Source organism: Enterobacter cloacae complex sp. SHL018, assembly GCF_049237905.1.
GTDB lineage: Bacteria > Pseudomonadota > Gammaproteobacteria > Enterobacterales > Enterobacteriaceae > Enterobacter > Enterobacter hormaechei_C.
Genome location: NZ_JBMKJE010000001.1, coordinates 1,460,866 through 1,480,131, shown reverse-complemented (window position 1 = coordinate 1,480,131; position 19,266 = coordinate 1,460,866). Strand labels below are relative to the sequence as shown.

The 19,266-nt window shown below is 56.5% G+C and carries 16 protein-coding genes and 1 pseudogene; 11 read left to right on the top strand and 6 right to left on the bottom strand.

What is annotated here, in order from left to right:
• Positions 1–3 precede the first annotated feature (3 nt).
• Positions 4–1,341 carry an SrfA family protein gene (locus tag ACOTY5_RS07175; protein WP_045142586.1) on the bottom strand — a complete coding sequence of 446 codons (1,338 nt, stop codon included), beginning with the start codon at positions 1,339–1,341 and terminating at the stop codon, positions 4–6.
• Positions 1,342–1,623: 282 nt separating this feature from the next.
• Between ACOTY5_RS07175 and ACOTY5_RS07170 the strand changes: the two genes are divergently transcribed.
• Positions 1,624–3,222 (top strand): ABC transporter substrate-binding protein, encoded by a 1,599-nt coding sequence (locus tag ACOTY5_RS07170; protein ID WP_017382274.1) that lies wholly within the window; start codon positions 1,624–1,626, stop codon positions 3,220–3,222.
• A gap of 101 nt (positions 3,223–3,323) precedes the next feature.
• Positions 3,324–3,557 carry a YdcY family protein gene (locus ACOTY5_RS07165; protein WP_045142587.1) on the top strand — a complete coding sequence of 78 codons (234 nt, stop codon included), beginning with the start codon at positions 3,324–3,326 and terminating at the stop codon, positions 3,555–3,557.
• Between the two features lie 3 nt (positions 3,558–3,560).
• On the opposite strand, the gene ACOTY5_RS07160 is transcribed toward ACOTY5_RS07165, so the two are convergent.
• Positions 3,561–4,010, bottom strand: a complete 450-nt coding sequence (locus ACOTY5_RS07160) for a DMT family transporter (RefSeq protein ID WP_017382276.1) — start codon at positions 4,008–4,010, stop codon at positions 3,561–3,563.
• Entirely contained in the window at positions 4,007–4,525 is a 519-nt protein-coding gene (locus ACOTY5_RS07155) for a GNAT family N-acetyltransferase (RefSeq protein ID WP_015570449.1), read from the bottom strand. The genes ACOTY5_RS07160 and ACOTY5_RS07155 overlap by 4 nt, the downstream gene beginning before the upstream one ends.
• A 148-nt stretch (positions 4,526–4,673) precedes the next feature.
• On the opposite strand from ACOTY5_RS07155, the gene ACOTY5_RS07150 reads away from it, so the two are divergent.
• The 3 genes from ACOTY5_RS07150 (at position 4,674) to ACOTY5_RS07140 (ending at position 7,278) form a co-directional block, all read left to right on the top strand.
• Entirely contained in the window at positions 4,674–5,249 is a 576-nt protein-coding gene (locus ACOTY5_RS07150; protein ID WP_017382277.1) for a helix-turn-helix domain-containing protein, read from the top strand.
• 66 nt (positions 5,250–5,315) lie between these two features.
• Positions 5,316–6,350, top strand: a complete 1,035-nt coding sequence (locus tag ACOTY5_RS07145) for an NADP-dependent oxidoreductase (RefSeq protein WP_045142588.1) — start codon at positions 5,316–5,318, stop codon at positions 6,348–6,350.
• Positions 6,351–6,609: 259 nt separating this feature from the next.
• Positions 6,610–7,278 (top strand): GntR family transcriptional regulator, encoded by a 669-nt coding sequence (locus ACOTY5_RS07140; protein ID WP_003856981.1) that lies wholly within the window; start codon positions 6,610–6,612, stop codon positions 7,276–7,278.
• A gap of 123 nt (positions 7,279–7,401) precedes the next feature.
• Here ACOTY5_RS07140 and pqqU read toward each other — a convergent pair whose 3' ends face one another.
• A complete protein-coding gene (gene pqqU, locus ACOTY5_RS07135; RefSeq protein WP_032671187.1) occupies positions 7,402–9,519 on the bottom strand; it encodes a TonB-dependent receptor PqqU in 2,118 nt (705 codons plus the stop codon).
• A gap of 246 nt (positions 9,520–9,765) precedes the next feature.
• Between pqqU and ACOTY5_RS07130 the strand changes: the two genes are divergently transcribed.
• Complete coding sequence (locus ACOTY5_RS07130; protein WP_023303790.1) at positions 9,766–10,827, top strand: YncE family protein; 1,062 nt, start codon at positions 9,766–9,768, stop codon at positions 10,825–10,827.
• Positions 10,828–10,919: 92 nt separating this feature from the next.
• On the opposite strand, the gene ansP is transcribed toward ACOTY5_RS07130, so the two are convergent.
• Positions 10,920–12,416 carry an L-asparagine permease gene (ansP, locus tag ACOTY5_RS07125; RefSeq protein ID WP_015570454.1) on the bottom strand — a complete coding sequence of 499 codons (1,497 nt, stop codon included), beginning with the start codon at positions 12,414–12,416 and terminating at the stop codon, positions 10,920–10,922.
• Positions 12,417–12,743: 327 nt separating this feature from the next.
• On the bottom strand, positions 12,744–13,634 hold the full coding sequence (locus tag ACOTY5_RS07120; protein WP_045142589.1) for a LysR family transcriptional regulator: 891 nt from the start codon (positions 13,632–13,634) through the stop codon (positions 12,744–12,746).
• A gap of 112 nt (positions 13,635–13,746) precedes the next feature.
• Here ACOTY5_RS07120 and ACOTY5_RS07115 point away from each other — a divergent pair, with 112 nt between their 5' ends.
• From ACOTY5_RS07115 to ACOTY5_RS07095, 5 genes and pseudogenes are all read left to right on the top strand, one after another.
• Positions 13,747–14,145 carry a (R)-mandelonitrile lyase gene (locus tag ACOTY5_RS07115; RefSeq protein WP_045142590.1) on the top strand — a complete coding sequence of 133 codons (399 nt, stop codon included), beginning with the start codon at positions 13,747–13,749 and terminating at the stop codon, positions 14,143–14,145.
• A 71-nt stretch (positions 14,146–14,216) separates the two neighbouring features.
• Positions 14,217–14,756 carry a shikimate kinase gene (locus ACOTY5_RS07110; protein WP_045142591.1) on the top strand — a complete coding sequence of 180 codons (540 nt, stop codon included), beginning with the start codon at positions 14,217–14,219 and terminating at the stop codon, positions 14,754–14,756.
• Positions 14,757–14,864: 108 nt separating this feature from the next.
• Positions 14,865–15,866, top strand: coding sequence for an LLM class flavin-dependent oxidoreductase (locus tag ACOTY5_RS07105; protein WP_017382284.1), 1,002 nt, complete (start codon positions 14,865–14,867; stop codon positions 15,864–15,866).
• Positions 15,863–16,984 carry an amidohydrolase gene (locus ACOTY5_RS07100; RefSeq protein ID WP_017382285.1) on the top strand — a complete coding sequence of 374 codons (1,122 nt, stop codon included), beginning with the start codon at positions 15,863–15,865 and terminating at the stop codon, positions 16,982–16,984. The genes ACOTY5_RS07105 and ACOTY5_RS07100 overlap by 4 nt, the downstream gene beginning before the upstream one ends.
• 16 nt (positions 16,985–17,000) lie before the next feature.
• Positions 17,001–19,264 (top strand): annotated as a pseudogene (locus tag ACOTY5_RS07095) (NtaA/DmoA family FMN-dependent monooxygenase).
• The last annotated feature ends 2 nt before the right edge of the window (positions 19,265–19,266 follow it).

The following is a 19,266-nucleotide window of genomic DNA, read 5'->3' as shown; positions in this document are numbered from 1 at the left end:
GGATCAGACACCTGCTTTCTTGAACGTCAGAGGAACGACGGTGTTGGCATCGTAACGTGCGGTGCATTCCGCCACATCGCTGGCACCTGCCTTACAGGTCACTTCCGGCATCGGATAGCGTGAACCGTCGGTGCAACGCGCGTTTCCGCGCGTTTTGATCAACAGCTCGCCGTTGCTGTGTAATCCGGAAAAGACGTCTACCCGGCAGACAATGTTGTCGCCATGCACGACCCGTGCGAAACCTTTATTGTTCTGGATCTGGTAGCGCAGCGACGGCGGTTTGCCGGTGAGCGGATCCTGCACATCGAGAAACGCGCGCCAGGTGCCGTTCAGGAAGCGCGTTAACCCCGCTTTGACCTGGTTTGCCTCCATCACCATCGCATCTTTCGGTATCGCGGTAATGACCACCGGTTCGGCTGCCGGGGCAGGCGTTTTCACCTTCGGCTCTACCACTTCGGCCTGGTGCAGCGGGAGTTTCAATTCAAGCGGCTCAACCGTCTTTATGGGGGCCGGAGCAATGGCGACGGGTACTGGCGCTGGTGTGGCAACAGGCGCTGCGATCGGGGCCTGTTTTGGCCAGAGCAGCGGGGTGGCGATGGCTGCAATAATGACGGCGGCAACCGGCAGCAACCACAGGGGGGAGCGACGTTTTTTCTGTATGGCCGCCGGTGCGGGCTCTGGCGGCGCGGCGTTCATGCGCACCGGCTCTGGCGTATACAGTTCATCGTCGGTGATACGGACTGTAGTCACAGGCGTGATAAGCGGCGCGTCGGCCTGCTCAAAGGTCACCACCGGGGCCGGTTCTGGCTCCGGTTCAGGTTCAGGCTCGTTAATCACCACTGGCTCAGGTTCAGTGACCAACGATTCGCGCAGGCAGTCCAGCACGTCGTCGCGCGCGTTTTCGTTAAGGTTGACGAAACCCCAGAAGCAGAGCACCGGTTTGCCATCCACCAGGAAAACAAAGTTTTCACCGGGAAACTGAAAGGCTTTTGAGAGCAGAGAGCCAAACAGTTGCTGCGCCGTTTTCGGTGACTGAAGGCATTTTTTACTCAGCGACTCCACGCTGGTGAGCGTGTTTTCCAGATAGCGCAGGGCGCGATAACGATCATCTTCATCCGCCGCCTTCCAGCTGGAGACAGTTCCCTCAACCGGGGAGTACCAGTCAACGCGATCGCCGCCGTCGTTGACCTGGGGGATGGCCAGGCAATCAACGATAGCCTGTTGTTTGCGCAACCGAAGCGCTTCGCGGATTTGCAGCGCTGATTCAAAAACGGCCTGTCCGCCGCCGCCAACGGCCTGAAAATCATCCAGATTACCGCTGCGTAAAAGTGTTTTTGCCACGATTTGGTCCTGTAGACTTTTTCACGCCATTACTTTAGCGAATCAGGTAAGCAAGCAAACGGCTGAGGAGACGGCAAAAGGGACGATTTCTTGCGGCATTGATCGTGACGGTTGTGCTTGACGAATAATGGACCTTAAGGCAAATCGGTTTCTGCGGGATGATGCTAAAACCAGCGAAATGTACGGCTTTAGAATAACCTGATAGTGATTCGTTATTTGTCAGGCCAAAACGTCTGTGCTGTTATTACTGTTCACTATAATAAAACCGAAAGGGTAATAACCATGTCTACAGGGAAAACCGTGCTCGCCCTCGCGCTGAGCGCGCTGCTACCGGCAAGCGCCGCATGGGCGGCAAACAAAGACACCATTATCTACTGCTCCGAGGCGTCGCCGGAGTCGTTTAACCCGCAGATCGCCAGCTCTGGGCCCTCATTTGTCGCCAGCTCGCAAACGCTGTATAACCGTCTGATTAACTTCGACCCGGTAAAAAACACGCCGGTGCCTTCTCTGGCCGAGTCGTGGACCATTTCGCCAGACGGCAAAACATACACGTTTACCCTGCGTAAAGGGGTAAAGTTCAACAGCAATAAATACTTCAAACCGACCCGTGATTTTAACGCTGATGACGTTATTTTCTCCGTTATGCGTCAGAAAGACCCTAAGCATCCCTATCACAATGTTTCCCAGGGTAATTACGAATACTTTAATGACGTGGGCCTCGACAAGCTCATTCAGGATGTGAAAAAGATCGACGATTATCATGTTCAGTTCACGCTGAGTGAACCCAACGCGGCGTTCCTGGCCGACTGGGGAATGGACTTCGCCTCGATCCTCTCTGCCGAGTACGCGGACGCGATGCTGAAAAAGGGTACGCCTGAAAATGTGGATACCTGGCCAATCGGCACCGGCCCGTATGTGCTTCAGCAGTACAAGGTGGATTCGCTGATCCGCTACGTCGCCAATCCGAACTACTGGGAGGGAGAGGTGCCGACCAAACACCTGATCTTCTCCATCACGCCAAATGTTGAGACGCGTCTGGCTAAGCTGCAAACGAACGAGTGTCAGATCATTCCTGCGCCGTCGCCGGTGCAGTTTGAAGCGATCAAGAAAAACAAAGACCTGACCCTGCACTCGGTGGATGCGCTGAACGTGGGGTACCTGGCGTTCAACACGGAGAAAAAACCGTTTGATAACGTGCTGGTGCGCCAGGCTCTGAATTACGCAACGGACAAAAAGGCCATTGTTAACGCGGTCTTTATGGGGTCTGGTACGGTCGCTAAATCGCCGATCCCGCCGAACATGCTCGGCTTTAACAAAGACCTGAAGGATTACGGCTACGATCCGGAAAAAGCGAAAGCGCTGCTGAAGCAGGCGGGTCTGGATAAGGGCGCGGAAGTGACCCTCTGGTCCATGCCGGTTCAGCGTCCGTACAACCCGAACTCGCGACGCATTGCGGAGATGATCCAGGCTGACTGGGCGAAAGTGGGCGTGAAGGCGAAAATCGTCTCATACGAGTGGGGGGAATATCTCTCCGGCATGCGTAAAGGCGAGCATGATTCCGCGCTGTTCGGCTGGATGTCTGATAACGGCGATCCGGACAACTTCGCCGATGTGCTGCTGGGTTGTAACAGCATCAAAACCGGATCTAACGCCGCGCGCTGGTGTGATAAGGGGTATGATGAGCTGGTGCAAAAGGCCAAACTGACCAGCAACCCGGACGAACGTGCGAAGCTGTATGGCCAGGCACAGGAGATTTTCTACCAGCAGGCACCGTGGATTGCGTTAGCTAACGGCAAAACGTTCTACGCGACCCGCAGCAACGTGACCGGGTACAGCGTGAGTCTGATGGGCAGTGACTTCTCGAAAGCGAAGCTGAACTGATCGTATTCTTGCCGGGTGGCGGCTATGCCTTACCCGGCCTACAGTTACCACCCGTAGGCCCGGTAAGCGTAGCGCCACCGGGCATTTGGAAAGGAGTGACAATGTCACATTTAAACGATGTTATCGCCCGCGTCGATGCCGCCATCGAAGAGAGCATAATTACCCGCATGAACGAACTGCTGATCGAATTAAGCGACGATGCAGAGCTCAGCCGTGAAGATCGCTATACCCAGCAGCAGCGCCTGCGTACCGCGATTGCGCATCATGGTAAGCAGCATAAAGAAGAGGCGGAGGCGCGCCATGCCCACCTCACGCAGGGTGGGACTATCCTGTAAGGGTTAAAACTGGCGCCGTGCCACCAGCCAGGCGCCGACCACCAGCATCGCTGCGCCGCAGACCGGGCCTACCAGCGCGCGCAGGGGAACGCCGTTGCTCTTGAGGATGTCCATCACCAGGCCGCCAATCAGCTGGCTTGCTACCAGCACGGCAATGGTCGTTGCCGCGCCCACATTCTGATACCCGCTAATACTGGCAAAGACAAAAAATGACCCCAGCAGGCCGGGGATCAGCGTCCACCAGCGCACCGTCGACGCCAGTTCGCTAAACCCCGCCAGGCCATTTTTCACCAGCAAAAGGCTGACAAACAGCACAATCCCCACCAGCGAGTTCAGCAGCATGGCGATAAGAATAGTGGAAGAGGATTGCGTAATGCGCACCATCAGGGTGTTTTGTACCACCAGCCCAATCCCGGCGGCCACCAGAAACGCTAACGTCAACGATTGATTCATGGCAGAGCATCCGGATCGCTGCGCTCATCGAGCTGGAGTTGCATAAAGGTTAAATCCAGCCAGCGACCGAATTTGGTTCCCACCTGCGGCATATTACCGGTGGTAACAAAGCCCAGGGTTTCGTGCAGATGAATCGACGCCTGGTTCTGCGCCTCGATACCGGCAACCATCACATGTTTACCAATCTGGCGGGCTTCCTTGATTAATTCCGTCATCAGCAGCCGACCGATGCCTTTGCCCTGATGATCGGGATGAACGTAAACCGAGTGCTCCACCGTATGGCGAAAACCGTCGAACGCTCGCCAGTCGCCAAATGAGGCGTATCCCGTCACAACACCTTCTTCTTCACTGACCAGCACCGGATAACCCAACAGCGTGCGCGCCTCAAACCATGCAATACGGTTATCGGTGTCGACAGTTGTATCGTTCCAGATGGCGGCGGTGTGCAGCACCGCATGGTTATAAATTTCACCGATAGCGGCACAATCTTCTTTGCAGGCATGACGAACGATCATGGTTAACCTCTGGCTGTGTTGTTTACTATAGTAGTACGATTCACTCACAATATTACACAGTTCTTGTGTTGCATCGCTACGACAAAATCCCTATTTTTTTGTCACCAAACTGCCCCGAAAAACCATCCGTACACTATAGTATGACGTCATGAACACAATGACAGACAATATGAATCAACGCATTAGCGCCCGCATACGCCTTGAACGCGAGTCGCGGGGCTGGTCATTAAGCGAACTGGCCGAACGGGCAGGTATTTCACGCGCCATGATCCATAAGATTGAACGGGGGGACAGTAGCCCAACGGCGACGCTGCTTGCCCGGTTATCCGGTGCCTTCGGTATTAGCATGTCTACGCTCATTGCGCGCGCGGAAATGCAGGAGGGCAAACTGTTACGTCTGGCGAACCAGCCCGTCTGGCGCGATCCGCAAACCCACTATTTACGTCGTCATGTGTCGCCGCGCAGCGATATGCCTATTGACCTCGTCCAGGTGGAACTGCCCGCGGGCAGCGATGTGCCGATGCCCGCCTCCTCTTATGCGCTGGCGCGACAGCTGATTTGGTTGCAGGCAGGTGAACTGGTCTTTCTGGAGGGGGACACCCGCCATGAAATGAAGGCCGGAGATTGTCTGGAACTCGGGCCGCCGAACGACTGCCGGTTTATTAACGAAACGGATGAATCGTGCCTTTATCTGGTCGTGCGGCTTAATCAGTCCGGCTCATAATGCAAAGGCGATCCGCAGGATAACGTGCCAGACTTGAATGACATTTTCAGCTGTAAGGAGCGATGAATGAGTCAATCAACTACGCAAAACCGACGCTGGGTACTGGCTTCCCGTCCACACGGCGCACCGGTTGCCGAAAATTTCCGCCTGGAAGAGCAGCCGATCCCCACGCCCGCAGAGGGGCAGGTGTTATTACGCACCGTATGGCTCTCGCTTGATCCGTACATGCGTGGCCGTATGAGCGATGCCCCATCCTATTCACCTCCTGTCGAGATTGGCGCGGTGATGGTGGGCGGCACGGTAAGCCGCGTCGAGACCTCCCGCCATCCGGATTATAAAGAGGGTGAGTGGGTTCTGGGCTACAGCGGCTGGCAGGAGTATGAACTTTCCGACGGGAAAGGGCTGGTCAGGCTGGGCGAAAACCCGTCGCACCCTTCATGGGCACTCGGCGTGCTGGGAATGCCGGGCTTCACCGCGTATATGGGGCTGCTTGATATCGGCCAGCCTCAGGCGGGGGAAACGCTTGTCGTGGCGGCAGCCACGGGGCCGGTCGGCGCAACGGTGGGGCAGATCGGTAAAATCAAGGGGTGCCGGGTTATCGGCGTGGCCGGCGGGGAGGAGAAATGCCGCCATGCGGTCGACGTGCTCGGTTTCGCCGCCTGTCTGGATCACCATGCGGATGATTTTTCCGAACAGCTGGCGAAAGCCTGCCCGCAGGGCATTGACGTGTATTATGAAAACGTCGGCGGTAAAGTCTTTGACGCCGTACTGCCGCTCCTGAATACCTCCGCGCGCGTACCTGTTTGCGGACTGGTCAGCGGCTACAACGCGACCAACCTGCCGGATGGTCCGGATCGCTTGCCGCTGCTGATGGGGACCATCCTCAAAAAACGCATCCGCATGCAGGGCTTTATCATCGCTCAGGACTATGGTCATCGTATCGACGAGTTCCAGCAGGAAATGGGACGCTGGGTGAAGGAAGGCAAAATTCACTATCGCGAGCAGGTCACCGAAGGGCTGGACGCGGCGCCGGAGGCGCTGATTGGGCTGCTGGAAGGGAAAAACTTCGGCAAGGTCGTGATCCGCGTGGCGGCGGACTAAACAGAGCATCGGTTATGGCGGGCAAAGTCCGCCATAATTATTTGTGAAGATACGATATATTGTCTTTAATTAATCCATGAGCATTGCGCGCCATCGGCCCAGCTGAGCCAGAAGTGGTAAACGTAATATTAATTGAACAATTTTTATTTTAACGCGCGCCCTTCATACCAGGCATGACGATACAGGATATATCAAACCGGCGATGTTTTTTTAAACAGTCGCTGAAAATGGCATTTTGTTTTGGCTACGGGAATTAAACATGCTTGATTTGGAAAACCTGGAAAAAGCACAAAGAATCAGTCTGACGATGCAAGTTGAGAACAGTTTAAAGGGAGCGTTAATTACGGGCTCATTAAAACCTGGGGCTCGACTCATCACGAAAGAGATTGCGGATAAATTAGGCACCAGCATCACACCGGTGCGCGAAGCCCTGCTGCGCCTGGTGTCGGCAGGCGCATTACAGGCCACGCCTGCTCAGGCGTTTTTGGTGCCAGAGGTTACGCTGGAGCGTTATAACGAAATTAACGCCATTCGAAAACAGCTTGAGCCGATGGCCGTTGCGGCGGCGTGTCAGAATATGACCGAGACCAAACTGGATGCATTACGCGCGCTGTCAGATAACTTCAGCACCGCCATGCATCAGGGCGATGTGCAGAAGGCGATCCATGCCAACCGCGTGTTCCGGTTTACGCTTTATCAGTATGCCGAAATGCCGACCCTGAACTCGCTGATTGAGCAGCTCTGGGTACGGATTGGTCCGTGTATCAACTACCTGCACGAAGAGATGAAAGATATCCCTGCAACGACTTACCATTATGCCGATCTGCTTTCTGCGCTTGAGCAAAGGGACGTGACGGCCAGTCGGGAAGCGATCGACCGAGCCATTGATGAAGCTAATATCCTCCTGCAACGGCAATACTACAGTTAAGGATCGCACTGGCGCACTTATTTTTTTATTCGTTTTAAACTTCCCTGAGTATATTCCCGGCGCTTAAGGCTACCGGGAATGATGTTATTTTTTTACCGGCAACGTGCGCTGCCGGAAAATGTTTTACTCAAAGCGATAAGAGACCGACAGGCCCACGCCATAGTTACGGCCAGGGGCGGGTTCGTAATAGCGATTGTAGCCGGCGTTTACAATCTCTGAACCGACGTACTCTTTATCAAACAGGTTATCGACGCGACCAAAGATGTCCATTCCCCATTTGCCGTAATTGAGTTTATACCCGGTATTCAGACCGACCACGGTATAAGAGGGCGCTTTGGCGGTATTGGTGTCGTTTGCCATCACGTCGCTCATGTAGCGGGCATCTGCCCCCGCGTACCAGCCTTCCTCAGGCTCCCAGCCAAACGACGCATACCCCATGTTACGGGCAATCCCCGGCATCCGGTTGCCGCTACAGTCTGCATTGTTACAGACGTTGGTACGGTAGGTCGCATCGAGATAGGTCCACGCCATTTTCAGCTTCCAGTTTTCGGCAAACTGCTGGTCGAGCGCAATTTCCACACCCTGACGGCGCGTTTTCCCCGCATTTTTGTAGGTAGTGCGACCATCTTTGTTTTCGTCCACCACGATCTCGTTGTCGGTATCCGTGCGGAACAGCGCCGCCGTCAGGATGCCATTACCGATGCGGGTTTTGCTGCCAATCTCATAGGTGTTGTTGGTTGACGGTTGCAGATTAATATTGAGGCCGCCTTTGCCATCAGAACGGTAGGAGAGTTCGTTGATGGTCGGGGTCTCAAATCCACGTCCCGCCGCGGCATAAAGGTTCCAGGCGTCGGTCACGGCGTATTTCACCGCACCAGCCGGGAGCCATTTATGGTAGCTGGCGTCACCGCTGTCATCGCCGTTTTGCGGGGTAATGTAATGATCGTTGGAGTCAAACCAGACGGAGCTGTAACGCACGCCCGCCTCAACGGACAGCTTTTGCGTGAGCTGCCACTGGGTTTGCAGGTAGGGATCAAGGTTCCACATCAGGTTACGTTCGTCACGGCGTTTGTTACCCTTCACGCCAAAATCCGGCACGCCGTTGTTCATCACGAAGTTTTCATACCCGCGGCGATTTTCACTCATATTTTCGTAGTTAAGGCCGGTGGTAAACGTTACCGGCACCAGCAGCTCGCCGCGGTGGGTCCAGCGGGTATCAATACCCTGATAGTGGCGCTGCATATCAATTACGCCGCCCGAATGCGCTGGATTTTCAGTCTGCGTGGTATCCGGAATGGACTGGTACTGGGTCATTTCACGCTCACCGGCGTACATCATCACGCTGAGGTCGTCCTGTTCGCTCAGCTGACGGTCGTAGCGGATCCCGGCCTGGGTCTGCTTAATGGTTTTACGCGTATTGTACTGATCGCCACGGGGTGACTGGCGCGGGTTGTTCTGCCACTCCTGATAACTCAGTCCGCCCGGATCGTTGGCTTTCATGTCCACGCTGTTAAAAATCAGCGTTAGCTTGCTGACATCATCAATGCGCACGCCCAGTTTCGCGTTGGCGAGGTTTTTCCGTGCGCCGCTGTGGTCACGATAGCCATGTGTGGTGAAACGGGTGGTGGATACCGCATAGTCCACATCCCCCGCCTGAGTCCCGTCGCCCACCGCACCGGTGGCCTTCATGCCGTAACGCCAGGTGCCGTAGCTGCCGTAATAGCTGCTGGCTTCAATTGTGGCTGGCTGTTGTCCGGTCTGGGTGTTGATGTTGATCACGCCGCCGGAGGCATTGCCGTACAGGGCAGAGAAGGGGCCGCGCAGCACGTCGACGCTCTCAATGCTGTTGAGGTCAATGTTTGACGTCTGCCCCTGGCCGTCGGGCATGGTTGCCGGAATGCCGTCCACGTACATGCGGATCCCGCGTACGCCGAAGGTCGAACGCGCGCCGAATCCGCGAACGGAAAGTTGCAGATCCTGAGCATAGTTCTGGCGGTTCTGGATTTGCAGGCCTGGTACGCTCCCAAGGGATTCAGAAAGGTTGATGCGCGGTGTGGCATGTCGCATATCCTCGCCGCTCACCACGCTGACTGCGGCCGGGGTGTCCAGTTCGGAGACGGTTTGCGGCGTGGCGCTGACGATCAGGGTCTGTTCATCCGCGGCCATCGCACTCAGCGGGCCAAAAATGACGGGAACGAAGAGCAGTGGTAGTGATGCCTTACGGGCAGTAATAATTTTCATGGAGTAAACCGGTTAAGAAAAATTCGAACCAAATCAACTGGAACCTGTGTATATATGTTAAATCCTTTGTAAATGTTATGAAAACTATAACCGCACATTTCGTGAATGTAAGGTTTTGAAGGAAAGAAATACTCCACATTCAACTCATTAATGATTACTATTCTCATTAAAATAACGGCAAAGCGATGACTTTGCCCACCGGAAGTGATGTCAGCGGTAAATCTCCTCATTTAAAAAGGAATTGTTATGTCTTTACGTCATCTGTGCTCGCCGCGCCTGCGTGGGTCTCTGCTGTTGGGCTCTTTACTGTTTGCCGGTACGTTCCAGGTTCATGCCGCTGAAGAGATGCTGCGCAAAGCGGTCGGCAAGGGCGCGTATGAAATGGCCGTCAGCCAGCAGGAAAACGCGCTGTGGGTTGCGACGTCACAAAGCCGCAAAACCGATAAGGGCGGCGTGGTCTATCGTCTGGATCCGGTCACGCTGGAAGTGACGCAGGCGATTCATAACGATCTCAAGCCGTTTGGCGCCACGATCGATAACGCCACCCAGACGCTGTGGTTCGGTAACACCGTCAACAGCACCGTGACGGCGATTGACGCCAAAACGAGCGAGGTGAAAGGGCGCCTGGTGCTGGACGATCGCAAGCGTAGCGACACGGTGAAGCCGCTTCAGCCGCGCCAGCTGGTGGCCGATGACACGACCAATACGGTGTACATTACCGGTATCGGCAAGGAGAGCGTGATCTGGGTTGTTGATGGCGCAACGCTGAAGCTGAAGGACACCATCACGAACACCGGCACGTTCAGCACCGGTCTGGCCCTGGATGCGAAGGCAAAACGCCTGTATACCACCAATGCGGACGGCGAGCTGGTGACCATTGATACGGCAACCAACAAAATCCTCAGTCGTAAAAAAGTGCAGGATGACGGAAAAGAGCACTTCTACCTGAACCTGAGCCTGGACACTGCCGGCCAGCGTGCGTTTGTGACGGATTCAAAACAGCCAGAAGTGCTGGTGGTGAATCTGAAAGATGGCAGCGTGATGCAGAAAATCGCCGCGCCAGCATCGCTGGCCGTACTGTTTAACCCGGCGCGTAACGAAGCCTATGTGACGCACCGCGAGGCGGGCAAGGTGAGCGTGATTGACGCCAAAACCTACAAAGTGACCAGGACCTACGATACCCCGGTTTACCCGAACAGCCTGGCGCTGTCTGCGGACGGTAAAACGCTGTACGTAACGGTGAAACAGAAATCAACCCGTCAGCAGGAAGCGACCCAGCCTGACGATGTGATTCGTATCGCGCTGTGATGGTGGAATTGCCCGGTGGCGCTGCGCTTACCGGGCCTACAAAACCATGAGATGTAGGCCGGGTAAGGCGAAGCCGCCACCCGGCTTTTTTATTAACGCGAGGTTTCTTCTACCAGCGGTGCGTCGTGCTTTTCATCGTCGTGATGAAGCGGCGCGGTGCTGTGGATCTCGTGAACGCGCTTACGCACGCCGAACCAGCCAGCAATCAGCAGAACCGCCAGCAGCGGGATCGTCGCGATGGTGTAGGTACCGTTCGGGTAGTCGAAGGCCATCAGCACCAGCACGCTGAACAGGAACAGCAGGGTGAGCCAGGAGGTCACCGGTGCGCCCGGCATCTTGAAGCACACATCAGCCGCTTTGCCTTCTTTGATCGCTTTGCGCAGACGCATCTGGCAGACCACAATAAAGGCCCAGGAGGCGATAATCCCCAGTGCAGCCACGTTCAGAACGATCTCAAATACGCGGGACGGCACCAGATAGTTCAGGAACACGCCAAAGACGTAAACCACCAGCGTGGCCAGAATCCCCGCATAAGGAACCTGCTGCCTGCTCATCTTCGACATAAACTTCGGCGCAGAGCCTCCCATCGACATGGAGCGCAGGATACGGCCCGTCGAATAGAGCCCGGAGTTCAGGCTGGAGAGCGCGGCGGTCAGTACCACTATGTTCATGATGCTGCCCACGTACGGCACGCCCAGCTTAGAGAAGAAGGTTACAAACGGGCTTTGCCCCGCCTGGTATGCATTCCACGGCAGCAGCAGCACCAGCAGCACCACGGAACCCACATAGAACAGACCGATACGCCAGATCACGCTGTTGATGGCTTTTGGCACCATCGTCTGCGGATCTTTACATTCGCCTGCCGCCGTACCGACCAGTTCGATGGAAGCAAAGGCGAACACCACCCCCTGCACCAGCACCAGCGCAGGCAGCAGGCCGTGCGGGAAGAAACCACCGTTATCGGTAATCAGGTGGAAGCCGGTTGCGTTACCGTCCAGTGGTTTACCAGTACCGAGGAATACGGTTCCGACCACCAGGAAGATCACAATGGCCAGCACCTTCACCAGTGCGAACCAGAACTCCATCTCGGCGAACCATTTCACGCCTATCATGTTCATGGTCCCGACAATTGCCAGCGCCCCAAGGGCGAACACCCACTGCGGCACATCGCCAAACGCGCCCCAGTAGTGCATGTACAGCGCAACGGCGGTGATATCGACGATACCGGTCATCGCCCAGTTAACGAAGTACATCCAGCCCGCGACATACGCGGCTTTTTCACCAAGAAACTCGCGGGCGTAAGAGACAAAGCTGCCGCTGGAAGGGCGGTGGAGTACCAGTTCGCCGAGGGCGCGAAGGATGAAGAAAGAGAAGATCCCGCACACCAGATAGACCAGGGCGAGAGCGGGGCCAGCCATTTGCAGACGTGCGCCTGCACCTAAAAACAGACCTGTACCGATAGCGCCGCCGATGGCGATCATCTGCACCTGACGGTTGCCCATCGCCTTGTGATAGCCCTCTTCATGAGAGTTCAACCAGCGACGTTTCGCAGCATGATGATCGGCTGCGCTTTTATTGCTTGTTTTCATTGAGTTACCTGTTTGCCTGTCTGAACCATTAACGTGATAGTCCTGCCTGGCAGATGCCGAAACAAACGATTGCTTCTGCGCAGACACATGCCGCCTTTCCAGTCATTCTGTGTATGGATAAGGCAAAACATGGCGAGGCATCCTACCCGCAATTGTTAAGCGACGCAAAATATAACCGTGTCGAAAGTGATGCTCGTCGAAGGAAATCGTGTGGTCAGAGCAGACGGCGATCACAACGCGCTGAATCGTGACGTTTTTTTAGGCAAAAAGGTCGGCGAATGCTGATTTAATCATCAGGTTTACTTAATAGTTACTTATAGGTAGAGACTATGAATGCCGCAGGGCTGCAATGAGTAATGCAAAGGCGGTAGTGTGCTGGCGGCGGCTAGGATAATACAGATGGTATCCCGTAAAAACCGGACACCAGGCTTCAAGCACACGCACTAACCGGCCCTCAGCAAGGGCGTCCTGAACCGCATCTTCCGGGACGTACGCCAGCCCCAGACCGTTTTCGGCGGCATCGATGCGCTGCGGCAGGCTGTTGAGGATCAGCTGGCCGTCAACCCGCACGCGCAGCTCACGTCCGTCCCGTTCAAATTCCCAGGCATATAATCCGCCGCGTGTGGGCAGGCGCATATTAATGCAGCGGTGCTGATCAAGCTGCTCCGGCGTTTCCGGTACGCCGAAACGTTGCAAATACTCTGCCGACCCGACGACCGCCATGCGCATGTCCGGCGCAATACGAACGGCAATCATATCTTTCGCCACCTGCTCACCCAGACGCACCCCCGCGTCAAAGCGGCCATCGACAATATCAGTCAGCCCATTGTCCACCGTGACTTCAACGTTGATATCAGGATACTGCGCCATAAAGGGTTTAAGCACAGGCCACAGCACCGCAGACATGGCGTGCTCCCCGGCGGTAAGGCGAATATTCCCGGCAGGTCTGTCGCGGGTATCACGCAGCGCGGTGAGTTCCTGCTCGATCTCCAGCAGATGGGGGCTTAAGCGCATGAGGAGTTGCTCGCCGGCCTCGGTAGGGGCCACGCTACGGGTGGTGCGGGTTAACAGACGGACTTCCAGCCTCGTTTCCAGATTGCGCATTGCGTGGCTGAGCGCCGACTGAGATACCCCAAGCTGCGCCGCGGCGCGGGTAAAGCTGCGCTCCCGGGCGACGACCATAAAGGAAAGCAGATCGTTGAAGTTGTCTTTTAACATGGCGGTTTACTCGATTTATGAATTGAATTCATGGTTCCTTTCTGATTATGCACTCTAATGCTCCCCATGGCTTTACGCTACTGTTAACGCAACAGCAAACGAGGAGTTAATCATGAAAATTATCCGTAGCGGTTCGTTACCTTCCGTTCAGGGGTCAGAGGCCTGGTTTACCGGCTGCGTGCGCATTGACGCGCCTTTCCAGGCGACTGAACCGGCAAAAGTCGGCGGCGCAACCGTCACCTTTGAACCCGGCGCACGTACCGCCTGGCATACGCATCCTCTTGGACAAACGCTGATCGTGACGCAGGGGCGCGGCTGGTTACAGGAGTGGGGGAAAGAGGCGGAACCGCTGAATCAGGGTGATATCGCCTGGATCCCACCCGGCGTGAAGCACTGGCACGGCGCAAGCGCGCAGACGGCCATGACCCATATCGCCATCGCAGAAGCTGTCGACGGGAGCCCGGTGGCATGGCTGGAGAAGGTCACCGACGAGCAGTATCCGGACGAGTAGTCTGGCGTTTCGTAAACAAATTATTAACGTTATGATTCGATCCGTTTTCTTCAGCATGTGCAGGCGGAACGGTGAAAATCAATATCATAGGCACCAGCGGAAGTGGGAAAAGCACGTTTGGCAGGCGAATCGCGGAGGCGCTGGCTATCCCTTACATTGAGATGGACAGGCTTTACTGGCGAGCGAACTGGCAGGGAACACCGGATGATGAGTTTCGTGCAACCCTGGAAAAAGCGCTCGCCGCCTCGCCTGACTGGGTCCTGGACGGGAATTACAACCGCACACGCGACGTTAAGTGGCGCGACGTCGATCTGGTGGTGTGGATAGATCGTGGGTTTATCCGCACGCTCTGGCAGGCGGTGACGCGGGCCTCCAGACGCGCCTGGCACAAACAGGAGCTCTGGCCCGGCACGGGGAACCGCGAAAGCTTTCGTCGGTCGTTCCTTAGCAAGGACTCTATTATCATCTGGACGATCAAAACCTGGCGCAGCAACCGCAAACGATATGAGGCGGATATGCAAAACCCGCAGTACGCACACATCCGCTTTCTCCGCATTACCCGACGGCAGGATGCGGAAAGACTCATTACATCGCTCAAATCACGCCGATGACAGACTCTCTATTGCCGTTTTCCGGCAATCCAAATGTAAATTAATTGTTTCTCAGAGGTGAAATCCACCTTTAATAATGACGACATGTTAGTCAAACGAGAACGCAACATGTCATGGCGAATCAGCATTCTGGATAAAAGCCCCGTCGCAGAACACGAAACAGCCGCCGATGCGCTGGCGCGAACCTTAGCACTGGCGCAACAGGCAGAAACGCTGGGTTATCACCGCTTCTGGATTGCCGAACACCACAATACCCCGCAGCTTGCCAGCCCCTCGCCGGAGCTGCTGATTGCCTGGATCCTCGGGCAAACAAAACGTATTCGCGTGGGCTCAGGCGGCGTCATGCTGCAACATTACAGCCCCTATAAAGTCGCCGAAAATTTTAACGTACTGGCCGCCATTGCGCCGGGCCGGGTTGATCTGGGCGTTGGCAAAGCGCCCGGCGGTCTGCCGCTCTCTACCCGCGCCTTGCAGCACGGCCTTAATCCGCAGGAAAAAGGCAGCTTTGCTGAACAACTGACGCAGCTCGATCGCTGGATCCGCCCTGAAAATCAGTCAGCGGAGGAGGACGTTCGCGCCACGCCGCTGCCGCCGGTGCCTGCCCGGGGGTTTCTGCTGGGCGCCAGCACAGAAAGCGCGCTGCTGGCGGCCTCCCTCGACTGGCATTTTGTCTTTGCCGCCCATCTGAACGGTGATCCTGAGCTGCTGCGCGAGGTCGTCACAGCCTGGCGTCAACACAGCGTCCGGGAGGTGATTGTGGCCGTGCAGGCCATTGTTGCCCCAACCCAGGCTGAGGCCGATGCGCTGGCGCAGAAGGTTGAAGTGTGGGGCGTGGAGCTGGCAAACGGACAGCGCGTCACCGTCGCCAGCGAAGAACAGGCCTACGCCTTTGCGCGGCAGGCAGGGAGTGAACCGGTGCGCATCGGGCGTCGGGCGCAGTCTCTGCTGGCCGGAACGGCGGCGTCGGTGCTTGAACAGCTCAACGCGCTGCATCAGCAGTGGGGGATTGACGAATTTATCATCGACACGCCGGTCGCTGATGGCGCAACGCGCGTACAGTCCCTGCGACTGCTGGCCGAGGCGCGTCTTAACAGGGAGGTTACCGTATGAGCTTTAGCGAACAACTGATTGCCTGGCGCCGTGAGCTGCACCAGAACCCTGAACTCTCTGGTCAGGAGGTCGAAACAACGGCGCGCCTGCGCGAGTGGCTGACGGCAGCCGGGATTGCCCCGCTGCCTTACGATCTCCAGACCGGGCTGGTTGCGGAGATCGGCACGGGCAACGCACTGGTTGCGCTGCGCGCCGATATCGACGCGTTACCCATCGACGAGCGCAGCGGGGTGCCGTTTAGCTCCCGGCGCGCCGGGGTGATGCATGCCTGCGGACACGACATTCACACCAGCGTGATCCTCGGCGCCGCGCTAAAGCTGAAAGAGCGGGAAGCCTCGCTCAACGGTCGCGTGCGGATCCTGTTCCAGCCAGCGGAAGAGAATTTCGGCGGAGCAAAAAGCATGGTGCGGGCCGGGGCGTTACGCGACGTACGCGCGATTTTCGGGATGCATAACGAGCCGTCACTGCCGGTCGGCGAGTTTGCCACGCGCGGCGGCCCGTTCTATGCCAACGTTGATCGCTTCGTTATTCACGTGACCGGCAAAGGCGCGCATGCCGCACGTCCCCATGAAGGCAACGACGCCATCGTGCTCGCAAGCCAGCTGGTAACCGCGCTGCAAAGCGTAGCCAGCCGTAACGTCAACACGCTGGATTCGGTTGTTCTGAGCGTGACGCGCATCGCCGGGGGGAATACCTGGAACGTGCTGCCGGAAAGCGTTGAGCTGGAGGGCACGCTGCGCACGCACCGCACGGAAGTGCAGCAGAACGTGAAAGCGCGCGTCGGTGAAATCGCCGCCGGATTTGCCAGCGCCTTTAGCGCGCAAATCAACATCACCTGGTACGCCGGGCCCACCGCGCTGGTGAACGATGAGCACTGGGCCGGGTTTGCCACCTCGGTCGCGCGCGAAGCGGGATATGAAACCCGGCATGCGGAACTGCACATGGGCGGGGAGGATTTCGCGGTCTATCTGCAAAACATACCCGGCGCGTTTGTCAGCATTGGCAGCAACAGTCCGTTTGGGTTACATCACCCGGCATTTAACCCGGACGAAGCATTAATCGAACCCGCTGCCCGCTATTTTGCTCAGCTCGCGGAAAAAGCCCTGCAACACGTTTAATTAATTTGAGGTGAATATGTCTGCACATCGTCAATTGCGGCTGGGGACCATTTTGCATGGTGCATCCGGAAATATGTCTGCCTGGCGCCACCCGGCGGCGGTCGCGGATGCCAGCATTAATTTTGATTTCGTTAAAGAAACGGCTTTAAAAGCAGAAGAGGGCAAGCTCGACTTTATATTTGTGGCCGACGGCCTTTATATTAACGAGAAATCCATTCCGCATTTTTTAAACCGCTTTGAGCCGCTGACGGTGTTGTCCGCGCTGGCGAGTATCACCTCGCGCCTGGGGCTGGTCGGCACGTTATCCACCTCCTACAGCGAGCCTTTCACCGTTGCACGCCAGTTCGCCAGCCTCGATCACCTGAGCAACGGACGCGCGGGCTGGAACGTGGTGACGTCACCGCTGGAAGGGTCAGCCAGGAACTTCTCCCGCGAAAAACACCCGGAGCATGCGCTGCGCTACCGCATTGCCGATGAGTATCTCGACGTGGTGAAGGGGCTGTGGGATTCCTGGGAAGGGGATGCCTTTATCCGCAATAAAGAGAGCGGACAGTTCTTTGATGCGTCGAAACTGCATACTCTTGATCACCACGGTGATTTCTTCCAGGTTTCCGGCCCGCTGAATATTGGCCGCACGCCGCAGGGACGTCCGATTGTCTTTCAGGCTGGCGCGTCCGACGACGGTAAAAAGCTGGCGGCAAAACACGCTGACGCCATCTTTACCCACCATGACACGCGGGAAGAAGCCCAGGCTTTTTACCGCGATGTTAAACAGCAGCTGGAAAGTCACGGCCGCCGCGCAGAGGATTTACATATATTCCAGGGCGTCAGCGTGATTGTTGGAAACGACGCCGATGACGTAGAAAACCAGTATCAAACTACGGCGGCACTGGTCTCTATTAATGATGCGCTGAATTACCTCGGACGTTATTTCGAGCATCACGACTTCAGCCAGTATCCCCTCGACGCGCCGTTCCCGGATATTGGCGATTTGGGCAAAAACAGCTTCCGCAGCACCACCGATGAAATCAAGCGTAACGCCCGTGAGCGCAACTTAACTCTGCGTCAGGTCGCGCTGGAAGCCGCATCGCCGCGCCCGCGTTTTTCCGGCACACCGGAGCAGGTGGCCGATGGTTTACAGGCCTGGTTCGAAGAGAAGGCGGCGGATGGCTTCATCATTCAGGGCGGCACGCCGGACACCTTCCCGCGCTTTGTCGACCAGGTGGTGCCCGTTTTACAGGCGCGCGGCCTGTTCCGCACCGACTATCCCGGCACCACGCTGCGCGAAAGTCTGGGCTTAGACGAGCCCAAAAATCAGTTCACACAACAATAAAAGAGAAAAATGCTATGCAGAAATCATCGCTTATTCTGGCGCTTGCGCTGGCCTTTACCCCTGCCGTCTGGGCAGAGAACGTCAATATTAACGGCACCGGCGTGAGCATTGAGGCCAATAAAACGCCGATCAATACCGCCAAAAACAGCGATGCGATCGCGCAACTGCCGAAAGACTATCGTTTTGCCGTGCCGGGGAAATTTACCGTGGCGGTGGCGGGACTGAATCAACCGCCACTGACGGTCTTTTCCGACGACAACAAAACTCTGCTGGGAAGTGAGGTCGACATCGCGCGTCTGGTAGCGGACAGCCTCGGACTGGAGCTGAACGTGGTGCCCACCTCCTGGGAGGATTGGCCGCTGGGGGTTGCCTCCGGGAAATACGACGCGGCTATCAGCAACATCACCGTCACTAAAGCGCGCAAAGAGAAGTTCGACTTCGCCACCTACCGCAAGGATTCACTTGGCTTCTACGTGAAATCCACCAGTCCGATCAACTCGCTTGTGAAGGCAGAGGATATCGCCGGGCTGCGCATCATCGTGGGTTCCGGCACCAACCAGGAGGCCATCCTTCTGGCATGGAACGAAGAGAACCTCAAAAAAGGGCTTAAACCCTTTACGCCGATCTACACCAAAGACGACGCGGCCCAAACGCTGGCGCTTCAGTCCGGACGCGCGGACGCCTACTTTGGCCCGAACGTGATCGGTGCCTGGAAAGCGGCGCTTAACGGTAAAACCAAACTGGTCGGCAGCGTCGACGGCGGCTGGCCGAAGGCGGCGCATATCGCGGTGACGCTGAAAAAAGGCAGCGGCCTGGTCGAGCCGGTTCAAACCGCGCTGAACGGCGCGATCAAGAACGGAGATTACGACAAAGTGCTGAACCGCTGGGGGGAAGGCGTGGAGCGTATCCCCAGTTCCGAAGTTAACCCGGCGGGTCTGGGCGATTAAGG

Excerpts from the sequence above, each read along its gene's own strand:
- ACOTY5_RS07170 (WP_017382274.1), top strand. The coding sequence starts at position 1,624 with ATGTCTACAGGGAAAACCGTGCTCGCCCTCGCGCTGAGCGCGCTGCTA.
- ACOTY5_RS07165 (WP_045142587.1), top strand. The coding sequence starts at position 3,324 with ATGTCACATTTAAACGATGTTATCGCCCGCGTCGATGCCGCCATCGAA.
- ACOTY5_RS07160 (WP_017382276.1), bottom strand. The coding sequence starts at position 4,010 with ATGAATCAATCGTTGACGTTAGCGTTTCTGGTGGCCGCCGGGATTGGG.
- ACOTY5_RS07155 (WP_015570449.1), bottom strand. The coding sequence starts at position 4,525 with ATGATCGTTCGTCATGCCTGCAAAGAAGATTGTGCCGCTATCGGTGAA.
- ACOTY5_RS07150 (WP_017382277.1), top strand. The coding sequence starts at position 4,674 with ATGAACACAATGACAGACAATATGAATCAACGCATTAGCGCCCGCATA.
- ACOTY5_RS07145 (WP_045142588.1), top strand. The coding sequence starts at position 5,316 with ATGAGTCAATCAACTACGCAAAACCGACGCTGGGTACTGGCTTCCCGT.
- ACOTY5_RS07140 (WP_003856981.1), top strand. The coding sequence starts at position 6,610 with ATGCTTGATTTGGAAAACCTGGAAAAAGCACAAAGAATCAGTCTGACG.
- pqqU (WP_032671187.1), bottom strand. The coding sequence starts at position 9,519 with ATGAAAATTATTACTGCCCGTAAGGCATCACTACCACTGCTCTTCGTT.
- ACOTY5_RS07130 (WP_023303790.1), top strand. The coding sequence starts at position 9,766 with ATGTCTTTACGTCATCTGTGCTCGCCGCGCCTGCGTGGGTCTCTGCTG.
- ansP (WP_015570454.1), bottom strand. The coding sequence starts at position 12,416 with ATGAAAACAAGCAATAAAAGCGCAGCCGATCATCATGCTGCGAAACGT.
- ACOTY5_RS07120 (WP_045142589.1), bottom strand. The coding sequence starts at position 13,634 with ATGTTAAAAGACAACTTCAACGATCTGCTTTCCTTTATGGTCGTCGCC.
- ACOTY5_RS07115 (WP_045142590.1), top strand. The coding sequence starts at position 13,747 with ATGAAAATTATCCGTAGCGGTTCGTTACCTTCCGTTCAGGGGTCAGAG.
- ACOTY5_RS07105 (WP_017382284.1), top strand. The coding sequence starts at position 14,865 with ATGTCATGGCGAATCAGCATTCTGGATAAAAGCCCCGTCGCAGAACAC.
- ACOTY5_RS07100 (WP_017382285.1), top strand. The coding sequence starts at position 15,863 with ATGAGCTTTAGCGAACAACTGATTGCCTGGCGCCGTGAGCTGCACCAG.